The following is a 15,300-nucleotide window of genomic DNA, read 5'->3' as shown; positions in this document are numbered from 1 at the left end:
TTCGCCATGCAACCTCAAGAACTCAAGACCATCATGGGCTCCGGCCTGCTGTCCTTCCCGCTGACGGACTTCGACAGCGAAGGCAACTTCAATCCCCGCGGCTACGCCGAGCGCCTCGAATGGCTCGCCCCCTACGGCGCCAGCGCGCTCTTCGCGGCTGGCGGCACGGGCGAGTTCTTCTCGCTCACCGCCGACGAATATCCCGCCATCATCGAGACCGCCGTGCAGACCTGCCGCGGCAAGGTGCCGATCATCGCGGGTGCCGGCGGCCCCACGCGCTTCGCCATCCAGTGCGCCCAAGCCGCCGAGAAGGCCGGCGCCCACGGCATCCTGCTGCTGCCGCACTACCTCACCGAGGCCGGCCAGGAGGGCCTGGCAGCGCACGTCGAGGCCGTCTGCAAGAGCGTGAAGTTCGGCGTCATCGTGTACAACCGCGGCCAGAGCCGTTTCACGCCCGAGACGCTCGCTCGCCTGGCCGAGCGCAACGCCAACCTCGTGGGCTTCAAGGACGGCGTGGGCGACATCGAGCTGATGAACTCCATCTACATGAAGATGGGCGACCGCTTCGCCTACCTGGGCGGCCTGCCCACGGCCGAGGTGTATGCGGCGGCCTACAAGGCCCTGGGCACGCCCGTGTATTCCTCCGCGGTGTTCAACTTCATCCCGAAGACCGCGATGGACTTCTACCACGCGGTGGCGAACGACGACCAGGCCACGCAGCACCGCCTGCTGCGCAGCTTCTTCATGCCCTACCTGGAACTGCGCAACCGCATGCCGGGTTACGCGGTGAGCATCGTGAAGGCCGGCGCGAAGATCGTCGGCCATGACGCGGGCCCCGTGCGCGCGCCGCTCACCGACCTCAAGGCCGACGAGATGGCCGCGCTCAAGGCACTCATCGACCAGCTCGGACCGCAATAATCCGGACTCCCATGGCCGGGCAGCGGGCAGGCCGCCCGCTTCCGGCCAGGGGCCACCTCCGGGGCCGCGTGACCCGAGGCATGCCGCACGAGGCTGCCGCGGGAGCCGCCAGCACGGCGGCGGCCTCTCCAAGCCGTTCTAAACTGCGCGCATGCCCTGCCATGCGCGTTCCCGCCAGACATCGCCCACTGCCTGCCGCTTCTGGCTGCTGCTGGCCTGCGCGCTTCCGGCGGCGGGCATGGCCCAGACGCGCGACGTCACCGGCGAACTGGCCGTCAGCAGCGACCTGGTCGAGCGGGGGATCGTCGTGGGCCGGCCCCGCCCCATCGTCCAGGGCCTGCTCAGCTTCTACGACGCCCGCGGCTGGTCCGTCACCACCGCTCTGGGCATGCAGACCTATGGGTCGCAATCCACGCGTGCCATCGTGCGGGGCGCCTACGACGGCGTGATCGACAACGACTGGCAATACCAGGCGTCGCTGCAGTACTACGCCTACCCCGGGGATGCGTTCTTCCGACTGTACGACCGCGCGGAGGGCACGCTGAGCGCCAGCTTCCGGGATGTCTTCACCGTCGGCCTGTCCGCCTTTCACTATGTCCATACCCGCGACGAGATCTCTCCCATGCGCTGGGCGCTCGATGCCGGCGCGCGCTGGCCCCTGACGCCCCGGCTGTCCCTGGTCGGCTCGCTCGGGGTCTCCGCCGTGCGCCCCCACGGCCAGTACCTGTATGGCAGCGTGGGCGCCGCCTGGACCACCGGCCCCTGGCGCGCCGAACTGAATTACCTCGCATCGGACCGTTGGGCGCAGCGCCACATCATGGGGGCCACCCCGGGCCGCTGGGCCGTGACCGTCATCCGCAGCTTCTGATGCGGACCGGCCTGCAACCTTTCCACCGCGCAGACGCACCCACCACAGCCAGAACGGCACGTTTTACCTCTGGTGGCCCATGACCGCACACTATCCGGACAACTCCCACGACCTGGCGCTGCTGCACGCGATCGCGGCTGGCGATCGCGACGCGCTGGCCACCCTCTACCGCGGCTACCACCGGCGCCTGGGGCAGTTCCTCACCCGCCTCACGCGCCGCACCGACCTCATCGAGGAGATCATCAACGACTGCTTCTGGGTGGTCTGGCAGAAGGCCGGCACCTTCCGCGGGGATTCCCGCGTGTCCACCTGGATCATGGGCATCTCCTACCGCTGCGGGCTCAAGGTGCTGCGGCAGAGCGGCCCGCTGGATGCGAGCGACGACCTGGACGACGAAACGGCCCTGGAGAGGGGCCACCCCGGCATCAACCCCGGCGATGACCGCGAACTGAGGGACTGGCTGGCCAAGGGCCTCGCCCGGCTGTCGGCGGACCAGCGCCTCGTCCTCGAGCTGGCCTACACCCACGGCCACTCGATCGAGGAGATCGCCGTCATCACGCAGGCCCCCGTGGGCACCGTCAAGGCCCGCATGTTCCACGCGCGTGTGAAGCTGCGCAACCTGCTGCCCGGCCTGGCGGTGGGCAGCACCGGCACCAAGGATATCCAACCATGACGACATTCCCCCCCGTATCCGCCCACGGCCCGGACCAGGACCGGTCCCACCTGCTCACGCAGGAATTGCTGCCGTGGATCGTGAACGGTACCGCCACCGACGAGCAGCGCGCCGCCGCGGCGGGCCACCTCGCGGCCTGCGCCGACTGCCAGGCCGAACTGGCATTGCAGGAGCGCATCCAGGCGGGCCTGCAACTGCAGCCGGCCACTGCCCTTCCCGACGCCGAAGAGGGACTGCAGCGGCTCATGCAGCGCATCGATCTGGACGCCCTGTGCGACCAGCCCGCCCCGCAGGCACCGCAGGCCGCGCCGCAGCCGCGCCGCCACGGATGGTCCACCTATGCGCTGGCCGCCGTGGCCGTGCTCCAGACCGCCGCCCTGGCGCTCATCGGCTGGCGCACGGCGGACCAGGAGCCCGCGCAGTACCGCATGTTCAGCAGCCCGCAAGCCACTGCCGGCACGGGCGGCGCGGCCCAGGGCACCATCCGGGCGGTTCCGGACGATCGACTCACGCTGGCTGCCTGGAATGCGGCGCTGGCCGGCTCGGGCCTGCAAGTGGTGGCCGGTCCCAACGCCATGGGTGCCTACATGCTGGCGCCGCTGCCCGGCACCTCCGGCGCGCAGGCGCTCGCGCAGCTGCGGGCCATGCCGGGCATGCGGCTCGTCGAGCCCGCGGGAGACGCGCCGTGAAACACGCCCTGGAGCACGCCGCGCAAAGCCTGCGCCGGGCTGCAATGCTGCCGGCGCTGGTGCTGCTGGCGGCCTGCGCGGGCCCGCCTCCTGGGGGCGTGGATACACCATCCAGGGCAGCGGCTGCCAGCGGAGCGCAGGCGGCAGACCTCGCCATGCGGGAAGACAGCAGCCGGTACGTCATCGTCGCGCTCGCCAACCCCCTGCAGCGGGTGCCCGTGCGTGCCGCCACCAGCCTGGCAGGCTATGGAGCACCGCCGAGATACACCACCGGCATGCAGGCCGCCACGCAGGTGGAACAGATCGCCCGCGACCACGGGCTCGCCCAGGCCGATGCCTGGCCGATACCCTCGCTCAACGTGCATTGCATCGTGTTCGAGATCCTGGGCAGCCGCCCTCGCGACGAGGTGCTCAGGGCCCTGGCGAAAGATACCCGCATCGCCCTCGCGCAACCCCTGCAGGACTTTTCCGTCCAGGCACAGCCGGCGGCGGCGGATGCCTCCGCCGTGGCCTACAACGACCCCTACGTCCCGCTGCAGCGCGGCTTCATCGGCATGTCCGCAGCGCAGGCCCACCGCATCACCACGGGCCGCGGCACGCATGTCGCGGTCATCGATACCGGCGCGCAGACCGGCCACCCGGACCTGCAGGGCCGCATCCTCGAAACCCGCAACGTCGTGGACGACGATGCCGCCGCCTTCCAGAAGGACCGCCACGGAACCGAGGTGCTGGGCATCATGGCAGCCACCGGCAACAACCTGCAGGGCATCGTCGGCATGGCCCCGGGGGCCCGGTTCAGCCTCTACAAGGCCTGCTGGTACCCCGCCCAGCCGCCGGGCAGCAGCGCGCGCTGCAACTCCTTCACGCTCGCCAAGGCGCTGGTCGCCGTGATGTCGTCGGATGCGCGGATCGTCAACATGAGCCTCGGCGGCCCGAGCGATCCCCTGCTCGGGCAACTGCTATCCCAGCTGGTCGGCCAGGGCCGGATCATCGTCGCCGCGGTGCCCTCAGGCGGCCAGCGCAGCGGCTTTCCCGCGGGCGTGCCAGGCGTCCTGGCCGTGGACTCCGCCGGCGCCGTGCGCACGCCGTCCACGGACGGGGTCCTGCTCGCCCCCGGGAGTGACATCCTCACCCTCCAGCCGCAGGGCCGGTACGACTTCGCCACGGGCTCTTCCATGGCCGCGGCCCACGTGAGCGGCATGATCGCTCTGCTCCAGTCGGTGGAGCCGCGCCTGGACCGGGACACCATCGAGCGGCTGCTGCTGCGCAGCGAAGTCCAGGACGGCACGCAACCCTTGATGGTGAATGCGGAGCGTGCCCTGGCGACCCTGTCCTCCTCCACCGCGCGCTTCGCCGCCCGCTGAGACACGCGGCGCGCGGGCGGCCGGCGGCACCTCCCCTGCCCAGCCCGGCGCCGCGCACCACCTGCCGGACAACACTCCGGCACGTCTCGCCATCCCATCCCCTCGCCTGTACACCGGCCCGCTGCCGCGGTGCCGGTACTTGCGCATGCGCGTGAGCAGGCGATCCCATGCAAACAGGGCATTGAGCCAGCCAATGGGCGCGATCAATGAAACCGATCGGCCATGCCGCGCGCAGGGCAGCAAAAGGCAGCACCCACGACCGTCCCTTTTGATTGCCGATCCCTCCCATGTTTATCAAGAACGCACTGGTTTTCCTCCACCTGCTGGCCATGGCCGTCGCCATCGCGAAGATGCTGGAATACGACTTCCGATTCCTCGGCATGGCCCACCGCCCCATCACCCCCGAGCGCCGCGAAGAACTGCAGCGCACCAAGGCCGTCATGACGAGCGCTCTGTGGCTGCTCTGGGCCACGGGCGCCGTGTTCGTCTATACCGGCTACGCCCAGGATCCCGCCTATGTGATGAACGAAAAGCTCTGGATGAAGATCCTGGCGGTGAGCGTGCTCACGCTGAACGGCATGCTCATGCACCGCTTCGCGTTTCCGCTCATGATGCAGGGCGGCATCTTCCTGGAGTTCCCACCTGGAAGAATGCTCGGCCTCACCCTGTTCGCCACGGTCTCCTCCGTCTCGTGGCTCTACGCATCGTTCCTGGGCATCGCGCGCTCGTGGAACCACGTCATGCCCTTCCAGCATGCGCTGGCCATCTACCTCGGGCTGCTGCTGGTGGCCGGCTGCGGCTCCGTGGCCCTGATGGCCACCCTGCGCCACCTCTACCGGCGCGCCCCGGAAGCGTTCGCCCTGCCGGTGGGCGCCTGGAAGAAGGAGGCATCCTCCAGCACGACCTGACCCCCCCGGTCCTGCCGCCGGTCGGCCAAGGTGCCGGGTATTCTTGCCGCCATGTCCATGCGGGAAGACTATTTCGATCTCCAGTGGCGGTTCGCGCAGCACTACGCGGAAGCCGCCCACCATGGGCTACCTGAACGCGGCGCCCGCGCAAGGGTAGCCGTGCGGGGCCCTAGGGAAGCAACCCCATAGCAGACGGCCATCCGGTTGGCAATGCATCGCCGTGCATACATCGCATTCCGCACCGTTTTGTGCGGATGGCATCCAGCCCCGGTTCCATGCGATGCTTTGGCCCCCTCCACAAGACCGCGAATGAATGCCCATGCGCAAACGCAGTTTCCTGACCCACCTCGGCCTCGCCGGCATGCTGCCCGCCGGTTCCGCGCTGGCCCATGCGCCTGCCCAGCCCCAGCCCGCGCTGCTCACCGTGGCCGGCGCGATCCAGCATCCCAACCGCGGGGCATTGAACCCCACGGCAGACCTGCTGGCCGCCAAGCAGGGAGTGCAGTTCAGCCAGGCCCGCAGCTTCGATGCCGCGGCGCTGCAGCACCTGCCGGCCATCTCCATCAACCCCACGCTCGAATACGACGGCCAGCGCCACACCCTCGAAGGTCCGCTGCTCACCGCCGTGCTCGCGGCAGCCGGCGCACCGACCCAGGGCTCGGCCACCGTGGTGCTGCGCGCCGTGGACGGCTACAACGTCTCCCTGACCGTCGCCGACGCGGACCGCTACCGCATGATCGTCGCGCTGCGCATGGACGGCGCTCCCCTGCCCCTCGGCGGTCTGGGCCCCCAGTGGGCGATCTACGATGCGGACAACCTGCCGCAGTTCAAGGACAAGCCGCTCAAGGAGCGCTTCGCACTGGCCCCCTGGGGCCTCTATCTGATCGAAGTACGCTAGGGAAGCCTGGAATTCTGCCCGGCGGCGGGCCTGAGGGGTGGCGTTGGCGCTATGATCCAGCGCGTTCACGCCCCCCTACAGCCCGCCACAAAGACAGCATGAAGAGTTTGAAGACGCTGCTTGCAGAGCAAGCAGCCCTGGATGCAGAAATCGCCCGCGAAAAAAAGCAGGCAGCCGCACAAGCCCTGAGCCAGATCCAGGCCTTGATTGCCGAGTTCGGCTTCACTGCCCAGCAGGTGTTTCCCTGGCAGCCCGCCAAGAAGCACGTGCCCGCCAAATACCTGGATCCGAAAACCGGCGCCACCTGGACGGGCCGCGGCAAGCCGCCCGCCTGGATCGCCGGGAAGGACCGCGACCAGTTCCTGATCGAAAAGACCGTGACGCAGCCGGCCCAGCAAGGGCCCTTCCTCGCCGAAATGGCGGCGGCTGCGGCGGCGGCCCGGAACCACAGGCGCTGATCCGGCCCTCCGTCCATTTCCAGGTTCAGGCCCGGCCCTGAACCTGCACCCAGCCACACACGACGGCAGCAGCCAGGCCGCCTTGCAACCGGGCCTGCGTGGTCCCGCCGCGTCGTGCGCGTGCCTATGCACATCGCGCATGCCGATCGCCACGCACCGGGCACAGGCTTCCATGCCCGCAGGCAGTCCTTGACGATTTCCTGACGGGCGCTTTCCGACACTGCGCGCAGTTTTCACTTCCTGGAAATTGCGCGTGTTCCAACGACTGACATCCCTCCGGCTCCATCCGGTGCAACTGGGCTGGTGCGCAGCCCTGTTCTTCACCACCCTGGGCAACGCCGTGCTGTGGCGAACGCTGTGGTCCGCCGTGGAGGTGGACAACCTCCGCAGCCTGTGGTTCTTCATCAGCCTGCCGGTCTTCCTGTTCTGCCTCCTGAACCTGCTGCTCACGGCGGTATTGGCCTTGCCGTATGTGCGCAAGCCGCTCCTGGCGCTGCTGGTCATGGTGAGCGCGGTTTGCAGCTACTTCATGCTGCACTACAACGTGCTGATCGACCGGGGCATGGTGCAGAACGCCTTCGAGACCAACCGGGCGGAACTCACGTCGTACATCTCCGTCCCGCTGGTGCTCACCATCCTCGTGCTGGGCGTATTGCCCGCCGCCGCGATGGTCCTGCTGCCGACCGGATCGAACGGGCGCCCGCTGCATGGCGCCCTGTGGTGGCTGGGCAATGTCCTCGCCACCCTGGCCGTGCTGGCCGCGGTGACCATGGCGTTCTACAAGGATTACGCCTCGCTGCTGCGCAACCACCGGCAGATCAGGGACCAGGTACTGCCATTCAACTTCGTGCGCAACGCCAACGGCTACCTGAAACGCAGGTACATCGCGAAGCGGCAGGTGCTGCGCTCCATCGGCGAAGACGCCGTGCGCCCGGCGGCCGCCGCAGGTGGACGGCCCCTGCTCCTGCTGATCGTGGTGGGAGAAACCGCGCGGGCGCGGAATTTCCAGCTCAACGGCTATCCGCGTGCGACCAACCCGTCGCTGTCGCGGCGCGAAGGCATCATCAGCTTCAGGCACGTGGCGTCCTGCGGCACCGCCACGGCCATTTCCCTGCCGTGCATGTTCTCCCGCATGGGACGAACCCAATACGATGGCGTGCGAGCGGCGACGGAGGAAAACCTGCTCGACATCCTGCGCCGCACCGGCATGCACATCCTATGGCGCAACAACAACAATGGCGGCTGCAAAGGTGTGTGCGAGCGCGTGGACACCGACGACATGCCCGCCCTGAAGCCCTCCGGGCACTGCACCAACCCGGACGGAACCTGCCATGACGATGCGCTGCTGCATCAGCTCGGCGCGCGCATCGATGCCATGCAGGGCGATGCACTGGTCGTCCTGCACCAGCTCGGCAGCCACGGGCCCTCGTACTTCGAACGCTATCCCGCGCAGGACAAGGTCTTCGCCCCCACCTGCGATACCAACCAGATCCAGAAGTGCAGCAGCGAAGCACTGGTCAACACCTACGACAACACGCTGGTCCACACCGACAGGGTGCTGGACATGGCCATCGACCTGCTGCAGCGCCACGCGGATGAGCGCGATGTGGCCATGCTCTATGTCTCTGACCACGGCGAATCTCTTGGCGAACGCGGGATGTACCTCCACGGCACGCCCTACCCCATCGCGCCAGACGAACAGACGCAGGTGCCCATGGTGATGTGGTTCTCCCCGGCCTTCGCGCAGCGGGCCCGCCTCGATCTGGCCTGCCTGCGCGCCAATGCGTCCCGCGAGGACTACAGCCACGACAACCTCTACCACTCCCTGCTGGGCCTGCTGGATGTCCGCAGCAGCGTGTACCAGAGCGGGCTGGACCTCTTCGCCCCCTGCCGCCAGCCGGCACCTGCAGCTCCGCACACCCTCGCAACAGCACGGGCCGCACAAAGCGCCTGAACACCCAAATGCCAAGACTCACCGTGGAAAAATATGTCGCCGGCACGCTCGAACGGAGCTTCGAGGTGCCCTGCCTGCTCGTCCGTGTGGCCGCCTGGGTGCTTCCTTCGTCCGCGCTCACCCGCCTGAAAGATCGCGGCATGGACGTGCATGCCATTCTGCGGGCCTGGAGGTCGGGGTCGCCCTATGCCTCGTCGATGGAGGTCATTGAGGATGGCGTACAGAAAAAGGTGTGCCTGCTGGTCACCTGAAAACTCGCGGGCGTCCTCCAGGCCCGGCAGGAACTTCAGGCCGGGCCGCGCATGTCCAGCGTGAAGCGGCAGCCCCTGTCAGAGCTTTCGACCTCCATGTGCCAGCCCAGGTGCTCCACGATGCGCTGCACGATGGACAGGCCGAGCCCCTCGCCGCTCTGGCGGGCACTGGGCAGAAAGCGCTGGAAATGCCGCGGGTCGATGCTGGGCGGCAAACCGGGCCCCGTGTCCGAAACGACCAGCGTACTGCCCTGCAGGACGATGCGCACCTCGCCTTCATCGGTGTACTGGCAGGCATTGCGCAGCAGGTTCCAGAGCACGCTGCGCGCCAGTTCCGCATGGGTGTGCGCATGGATGTCCGCCGGCGCGTCCAGCACCAGCGCCACGGGTTTTTTCGACAGCCAGGGCGCGCAGCGCGCCATGCACTCCTCGATCAGGGGGCGCAGGGGCACGTCGGTCCGGGCCAGGCTCTGCGGATCGCGCGATAGCAGCAGCAGGCAGGCCAGCTGGCGCTGCATTTCCTCCGTGGTGCGCACGATGCGCTCGGCACTGGAGGCCAGCGGGCTGCCGGCAGGCAACTGGTGCGCGATGGTTTCCGCGGCACCGGCGATGATCGCCAGGGGGGTGCGCAGCTCGTGGCTGGCATCGCCCGCGAAGCACCGCTCGCGCTGCAGGAACTGCTCCGCCTCGTCGCTGTGCCGGGCGAAGGCCCGGGCCAGCACGCCGATCTCGTTGGGCGCGTCCTGGAAGGGAAAGGGTTGCTGCTTGCGCTGCACGGCTTCGGCCAGGCGCTTGATGGGAGCGACGACCCGCTCCGATGTCCATCGCCCCATCCAGAACGCGCCCAGCATGCACAGCAGGATGACCAGCGGGGCGAACCCGTCGATCACGCGCTCCAGGTAGCGGTAGTGCGCCCGGTCCCGGAGCAGGTAATGGCGCTGGCCGCCGAACTCGAACACCAGCAGGTGGCGGCCATCCAGCTCGCTCCCGCCGTGGTAGCCCGGGGTGTAACCACGCAGGGCATCCGGCACCGTGCGCGCGTCGTGGAGTGCGGTGCCCTCGGGCATGGCGGGGACGATGCCCCGGGCGATGTCCGGTTCCAGCCGCCGCGCCTCGCGGTGCAGGCTTTCAGAAACGCCGTAAGCCCGCAACTCGTCGTAGTCCACCTGCTCCGCCAGCACCACGAACGCCATGACGGCCGCCATCAGCAGCACGAAAGACACCGTGATGCGTGTCCTGAGCGTCATCGGGTGGAAGGTGGATCGCATGTAAGTCACTCCGCTGCGGGCACGTCGCTATGGCGCGGCCCGAGGGCGCCCCTGCAGGCGCCAGCCGATGCCGTGCACCGTTTCTATGAGCGCGTGCGTGAAGTTTTTGTCAACCTGCTGGCGCAGGTCATGGATGTGCGTGCGCAAGGCGCCGCCCTCGGGCGGCTCCTCTCCCCAGAGCAGGTATTCCATCTCCTGCCTGCGGACGACCACGGGAGCGGCACGCACCAGGCACATCACCAACTTGTGGGTGGTGGGCGTCAGGTGGATGGTCCGGCCCTGCCGCCACGCGCGGGGCGCGCGTGTATCCACCTGCAGGTCTTCCCAGGCCAGCATGCCCTGCACCTGCCGGCCCTGGGCGCGGCGCACGAGCGCCTGGATGCGGGCGTCGAGCTCCCTGAGCGAAAACGGCTTGACCAGGTAATCGTCCGCGCCCGCCGCCAGGCCCTCCACGCGATCGTCCACCGGATCGCGCGCGGTCAGCATCAGCACCGGCACGGGGTTCTGGTATTCCTCGCGGAGCTTGCGGCACAGCGCCATGCCATCGAGCCGCGGCAGCATCAGATCCAGCAGGATGGCGTCGTAATCGTGCTGCGTGGCCATGCGCAAGCCGGTGGCGCCATCGCGTGCATCGTCCAGCACATAGCCCAGCGGCTCGAAGAAACCGTACAGGTTGGCCACGAGCTCGGGGTTGTCTTCGATGATGAGCAGGCGTGTCATAGGTGGTCGGCATCTTAGCCAGCGCGGCCACCGCCGGCAGCGGGCACGCACCGGTCAGCGGCCCATCCATCTCCGCACCATCGCGTGCGAAATCGCCCATGCGAAAAGGCCCAGTGCTACTCGATGGGCCCGCAGCGACCACGCTATCCAGGCAGATGGCAGACCGCCTCGATGTTGTTGCCCTCAGGGTCGATCACGAAGGCTCCGTAGTAGCGGGCGTGATAGCCGGGCCGCAGCCCCCGCGGCCTCGGTGGCTCCACCCGGGCTAGGCGCCCGGCCGCCCTGCTCCGGCCATTGCACGCGCCCGCCCGATCACCATCGCCATCACCGCCGCCACCAGGCAGGCCGCGCCCGCGCCATACAGCGCGGGCGTATAGGTCAGCAGCAGCGTGCGGGTCAGGCCCGCCCCCCATGCGGCCGTGGCGGCGCCCAGTTGATGGGCGGCAAAAATCCAGCCGAAGACCAGGCCCACTTTCTCGGGACCGAAATGCTGCGCCGTGAGCTTGACCGTCGGCGGCACGGTGGCGATCCAGTCCAGGCCATAGAACATGGCGAACAGGCCCAGGCCGTAGAAGGTGAACTCCGAATGCGGCAGCCAGAACAGCGACAGCCCGCGCAGCCCGTAGTACCAGAACAGCAGCTTGCGGTTGTCATAGCGGTCCGACAGCCAGCCCGAAAGCACCGTGCCCACGAAGTCGAAGGCCCCCATCATGGCCAGCACCGAGGCTGCCGGCACGGCCGACAGGCCGCGGTCGCCGCACAGCGAGATGAAATGCGTCTGCACCAGGCCGTTGGTGGACAGGCCGCAGATGAAGAAGGTGCCCGCCAGCAGCCAGAACGTCCGGTGGCCCGAGGCTTCGGCCAGCACCCTGAACGGCGTGGCCAGCGTCATGACCGAAGGCGGGGCCACGCCCGCAGACGTGGACGCGGGCTCGCCGCCATAAGGCGCCAGGCCGAGATCGGAGGGCCGGTCGCGCACCAGGGCGAAGACAAGGAGCGCGACCAGCGCACTCCCCGCGCACACGGGGACCGTGGCCGAGCGCCAGCCCCAGTGCTCGATCATCCAGGCCGCCATCGGCAGGAAGGCCAGCTGGCCCGTGGCCGCGCTGGCCGTGAGCACGCCGACGACCAGCCCCTTGCGCGCCACGAACCAGCGATTGGCGACCACGGCACCCAGCACCAGGGCCGTCAGTCCCGTGCCGATGCCCAGCACCAGGCTCCAGAGCATGAACAGCTGCCACAGCTGCGTGGCCTGCGTGACCAGGGCCATGGCGGCGCCGACCAGCAGCAGCCCGGCCACCATGACGGCCCGCAGCCCGAATCGTTCCATGAACACGGCAGCAAACGGGCCCAGCAGGCCGAACAGCGCAAAACGCAATGCCAGGCTGCTCGATATCTGCTCGGTGCTCCAGCCGAACTCGCGCGATAGCGGCTGCAGCATGGCGCCCGGCAGGCCCAGGGCGGCCGACATGGTCAGCATGGTCAGGAAAGTGATGGCCGCGACCAGCCAGCCATAGTGGATGCCGCGCCGCTGCAGCCAGCGCGCCGTGGGAATGGAGAACATGCCGGTTCCTTTCTCGAGAGGAATGCCTGTGGGGCAGATCTAGCCAGACAAACTGGTCGTGCCGCTGTCACCGCCATCGAGCAGGGGCAGGCACTCATCGATCAGAAGGTGCAGGGCTGCCACACGCTCGGGGCCCAACCGGGCATTGAGTTCGGTTTGCGCGGCCTTCCAGCTTCGCTTGGCTTCGTCGCGCTTGGCGCGGCCCGCTTCGGTGATGTGAACCAGGCGGCTGCGCTGGTCCTCGCCCTGGCCCATACGCACCCATCCCGCGTCCATCAGCGGCTTGAGGTTGCGCGTCAGCGTCGATGCATCCATGCGCATGAGCCGCGCGAGATCCACCGGCCGCACGGGGCTGGCGGCCAGCACGTGGCTCAGCAGCGTGTATTGGGTGATGCGCATGTCGGCGGCATGGAGATGGGCGTCATAGACCAGGCCCACGCTACGCATGAGCTGCCGCACACGGTTGTTGGTGCAGCCCGATGGCACGGTGGAACGGTTGGAGTTGCTCGACATGGAGTTTATTATTGCATATACAAATGTTGTAGATACAATAATTTTTGCGCCTCGCACCCGGAGGCATCAACACAAGGAAGAGAGCGACGCCATGGACACCCATACCCATTTCCAGACCTCGGACAGCACGCCATCACCCGCCCTGCAGGCCTGGCTGGACGAGGAACGGGCCGTCCAGGCCCGCCTTGATGCCGGCCCCGGTCCTGGCGTGATACGGCCGGAACAGGCCGCAGGCCGCAGCGGACTGGAACTGATGCAGGCCATGCTGCGCGGCGAAGTCCCCTACCCTCCCATCGCGCAGACGCTGGACTTCCTGCTGATTTCCGTTGGCGAAGGCAGCGCCGTATTCCAGGGAACGCCCGGCACGGCGCACCTGAATCCCATGAACGGGGTGCATGGTGGCTGGTTCGCCACGCTGCTGGATTCGGCGCTGGGCTGCGCAGTCCATACCCGCATGCCGCCAGGCCGCGGCTACACCACGGCCGAACTGAGCATCAACCTGGTCAAGGGCCTCACGCCGCGCGTGCCACGGGTGCGCGCCGAAGGCCGCGTGCTGCATTGCGGCCGCCAGCTCGCCACGGCCGAGGCACGCCTGGTGGGTGCGGACGGCAGGCTGTACGCCCATGCCACCACCACGTGCCTGGTGTTCGACATACCGGGCACTCGCTGACTTCAGCGCTCCCCGAGACCCGTCGGGCGATGGGCTCCGTCACCGCCGTCAAGCACGACAAGGTGGTCCACACGGGCCTGCACGGGCACGACGGGAGTCCAGGCACGGAAGCGGCCGGGAATACGGGGAGCGAAACCACCTTCACCCCGAAGCCCCGCCGCCGGACTCGAGCAACAGATAGTCGCCCTCCTGGCTGCTGCCCGATCCCGCCTCGCTGAATACATCGCCTACATCCGCACCGACCGCGGTTGGCCGTAGCGGCCGCCATGCTGTGCGGCGGTACAACGCCACGTCTAGCGCTACACGGTGGCGCCGGGAATGACGCAGAGCGTCCGCGGCGTCTTCTGCAGGAACTGCGGCGGCGCTGCAGAAGCAGGCGCGCTCCACTGCCGTACAGTCACCTGTGATGCGTGTGCCGGTTGATGTCGCAGAAGACATGCGCACTGCGATTGAGTAGGCTTGCATAATGAAGAATCGATCGGTCTGGCAGGCGACGATCATCGGCTTCGATCGGGAGTCGGCGCGCTTGCAGGACGCACCCGCGCTCCTCGCAACAAGAAGGTCTCCGAACCACGATGAATGATCATCCGCATGGCGTCCGCGCGGCGGCACGCCTGATTCCCTTCCCGTCGTCGATCAGCCCCGAAGCGCGCGCGAACCTGGAGCGCATGGTGGATGCGGATGGCATTCCTCGGAACGCCAGCTACACGATGCCATTGCCGCATGACCGTGCCGGATGGACGAAGGTGAAGGCAGCGGCGGATGCGCACTATGCGGCCTCCCTCAGCGGTCTGGCTGGTACGCTGCGTGCGCGCGCAGAGACGATTCGTGTCGGTGATGCGACCATCCATGTCGCGACCCCGGATCCCTTCTCGATGCCGGACTGCGCTTATCTGGATTTTCATGGTGGTGCGCTGGTGTTCGGTGGCGGCGAGGCTTGCCGCGTCCAGGCCAGGATGCAGGCGGACCAGCATGGCGTGCTGTGCTACGGCGTCGATTACCGGTTGCCGCCCGAACATCCGTATCCGGCGGCGTTGGACGATGCCATGGCGGCGTACCGCCATCTGCTGCAGCACCACGCGGCCTCGCACGTCGTCGTGGGCGGCCGATCGGCCGGTGGCAACGTGGCCGTCGCCATGCTGCTGCGCGCAAAAGACGAGGGGCTTCCCATGCCCGCGGCCTTGATCCTGCTTTCGCCGGAAGTCGATCTGACCGAGTCCGGCGACAGCTTCCAGGTCAACCAGATGGTCGACGTCGTGCTGCCCGGCTCGCTGATGCGAAACAACCAGCTCTACGCCGACGGAACCGATCTGTCGCATCCCTTTCTTTCGCCCTTGTTCGGCGATCTGGCCGGCCTGCCTCCGACGTTCCTGCAATCGGGTACCCGTGACCTGTTCCTGTCCAACACCGTGCGCATGCACCGCGCCTTGCGCAAGTGTGGCGTAACTGCCGAACTGCATGTCTTCGAAGCGATGCCGCATGGCGGTTTCATGGGCAATACGCCCGAAGACAGCGAGTTGGCCGACGAGGTGTCCCGATTCGCCAGGACGCACTGGCGGAAGGGTTCGGGCGAGCAGCAGTGAT

The 15,300-nt window shown here is 68.0% G+C and carries 16 protein-coding genes and 1 pseudogene; 12 read left to right on the top strand and 5 right to left on the bottom strand.

Annotation, left to right across the window (positions count from 1 at the left end):
* Positions 1–6: 6 nt before the first annotated feature.
* The 10 genes from kdgD to T336_RS0105335 all read left to right on the top strand — a co-directional run bounded on the left by kdgD (position 7) and on the right by T336_RS0105335 (position 8,981).
* Positions 7–918: a 5-dehydro-4-deoxyglucarate dehydratase gene (gene kdgD / locus T336_RS0105380; protein ID WP_026431765.1), complete on the top strand. Its 912-nt coding sequence runs from the start codon at positions 7–9 to the stop codon at positions 916–918.
* Between the two features lie 151 nt (positions 919–1,069).
* A complete protein-coding gene (locus tag T336_RS0105375; protein WP_026431764.1) occupies positions 1,070–1,786 on the top strand; it encodes a TorF family putative porin in 717 nt (238 codons plus the stop codon).
* 79 nt (positions 1,787–1,865) lie between these two features.
* The gene (locus T336_RS0105370) at positions 1,866–2,459 is read left to right on the top strand and encodes a sigma-70 family RNA polymerase sigma factor (protein WP_019701562.1); all 594 of its coding nucleotides are present in this window, start codon (positions 1,866–1,868) and stop codon (positions 2,457–2,459) included.
* Entirely contained in the window at positions 2,456–3,148 is a 693-nt protein-coding gene (locus tag T336_RS0105365) for a hypothetical protein (protein WP_026431763.1), read from the top strand. The genes T336_RS0105370 and T336_RS0105365 overlap by 4 nt, the downstream gene beginning before the upstream one ends.
* Positions 3,145–4,512 (top strand): S8 family peptidase, encoded by a 1,368-nt coding sequence (locus T336_RS0105360; protein ID WP_244883871.1) that lies wholly within the window; start codon positions 3,145–3,147, stop codon positions 4,510–4,512. Before T336_RS0105365 ends, T336_RS0105360 begins: the two co-directional genes overlap by 4 nt.
* A 287-nt stretch (positions 4,513–4,799) precedes the next feature.
* Positions 4,800–5,420, top strand: a complete 621-nt coding sequence (locus tag T336_RS0105355; RefSeq protein ID WP_019701565.1) for a hypothetical protein — start codon at positions 4,800–4,802, stop codon at positions 5,418–5,420.
* Positions 5,421–5,739: 319 nt separating this feature from the next.
* On the top strand, positions 5,740–6,318 hold the full coding sequence (locus tag T336_RS0105350; RefSeq protein ID WP_026431761.1) for a putative pterin-binding protein: 579 nt from the start codon (positions 5,740–5,742) through the stop codon (positions 6,316–6,318).
* 98 nt (positions 6,319–6,416) lie between these two features.
* Positions 6,417–6,776 (top strand): H-NS histone family protein, encoded by a 360-nt coding sequence (locus T336_RS0105345; protein ID WP_019701569.1) that lies wholly within the window; start codon positions 6,417–6,419, stop codon positions 6,774–6,776.
* A gap of 253 nt (positions 6,777–7,029) precedes the next feature.
* A complete protein-coding gene (locus T336_RS0105340) occupies positions 7,030–8,730 on the top strand; it encodes a phosphoethanolamine transferase (RefSeq protein ID WP_026431760.1) in 1,701 nt (566 codons plus the stop codon).
* Between the two features lie 8 nt (positions 8,731–8,738).
* A complete protein-coding gene (locus tag T336_RS0105335) occupies positions 8,739–8,981 on the top strand; it encodes a hypothetical protein (RefSeq protein ID WP_026431759.1) in 243 nt (80 codons plus the stop codon).
* A 35-nt stretch (positions 8,982–9,016) separates the two neighbouring features.
* Here T336_RS0105335 and T336_RS0105330 read toward each other — a convergent pair whose 3' ends face one another.
* The 5 genes and pseudogenes from T336_RS0105330 to T336_RS0105315 form a co-directional block, all read right to left on the bottom strand.
* Positions 9,017–10,249 (bottom strand): sensor histidine kinase, encoded by a 1,233-nt coding sequence (locus T336_RS0105330; protein ID WP_026431758.1) that lies wholly within the window; start codon positions 10,247–10,249, stop codon positions 9,017–9,019.
* A gap of 27 nt (positions 10,250–10,276) precedes the next feature.
* Positions 10,277–10,969 carry a response regulator transcription factor gene (locus T336_RS0105325; protein ID WP_026431757.1) on the bottom strand — a complete coding sequence of 231 codons (693 nt, stop codon included), beginning with the start codon at positions 10,967–10,969 and terminating at the stop codon, positions 10,277–10,279.
* A gap of 143 nt (positions 10,970–11,112) precedes the next feature.
* A pseudogene (locus tag T336_RS27320) lies at positions 11,113–11,208 on the bottom strand (VOC family protein); the annotation flags it as partial.
* Between the two features lie 26 nt (positions 11,209–11,234).
* A complete protein-coding gene (locus T336_RS0105320) occupies positions 11,235–12,533 on the bottom strand; it encodes an MFS transporter (RefSeq protein WP_026431756.1) in 1,299 nt (432 codons plus the stop codon).
* 39 nt (positions 12,534–12,572) lie between these two features.
* Complete coding sequence (locus tag T336_RS0105315) at positions 12,573–13,046, bottom strand: MarR family winged helix-turn-helix transcriptional regulator (protein WP_026431755.1); 474 nt, start codon at positions 13,044–13,046, stop codon at positions 12,573–12,575.
* A gap of 91 nt (positions 13,047–13,137) precedes the next feature.
* Here T336_RS0105315 and T336_RS0105310 point away from each other — a divergent pair, with 91 nt between their 5' ends.
* Both T336_RS0105310 and T336_RS0105305 read left to right on the top strand, forming a co-directional pair.
* Positions 13,138–13,716 carry a PaaI family thioesterase gene (locus T336_RS0105310; RefSeq protein WP_026431754.1) on the top strand — a complete coding sequence of 193 codons (579 nt, stop codon included), beginning with the start codon at positions 13,138–13,140 and terminating at the stop codon, positions 13,714–13,716.
* 575 nt (positions 13,717–14,291) lie between these two features.
* Positions 14,292–15,299 carry an alpha/beta hydrolase gene (locus T336_RS0105305; RefSeq protein ID WP_019703164.1) on the top strand — a complete coding sequence of 336 codons (1,008 nt, stop codon included), beginning with the start codon at positions 14,292–14,294 and terminating at the stop codon, positions 15,297–15,299.
* Position 15,300: the final 1 nt, after the last annotated feature.

It is taken from the genome of Paracidovorax oryzae ATCC 19882 (assembly GCF_000687165.1).
GTDB lineage: Bacteria > Pseudomonadota > Gammaproteobacteria > Burkholderiales > Burkholderiaceae_C > Paracidovorax > Paracidovorax oryzae.
This window is presented reverse-complemented; position numbering and strand designations above follow the sequence as displayed.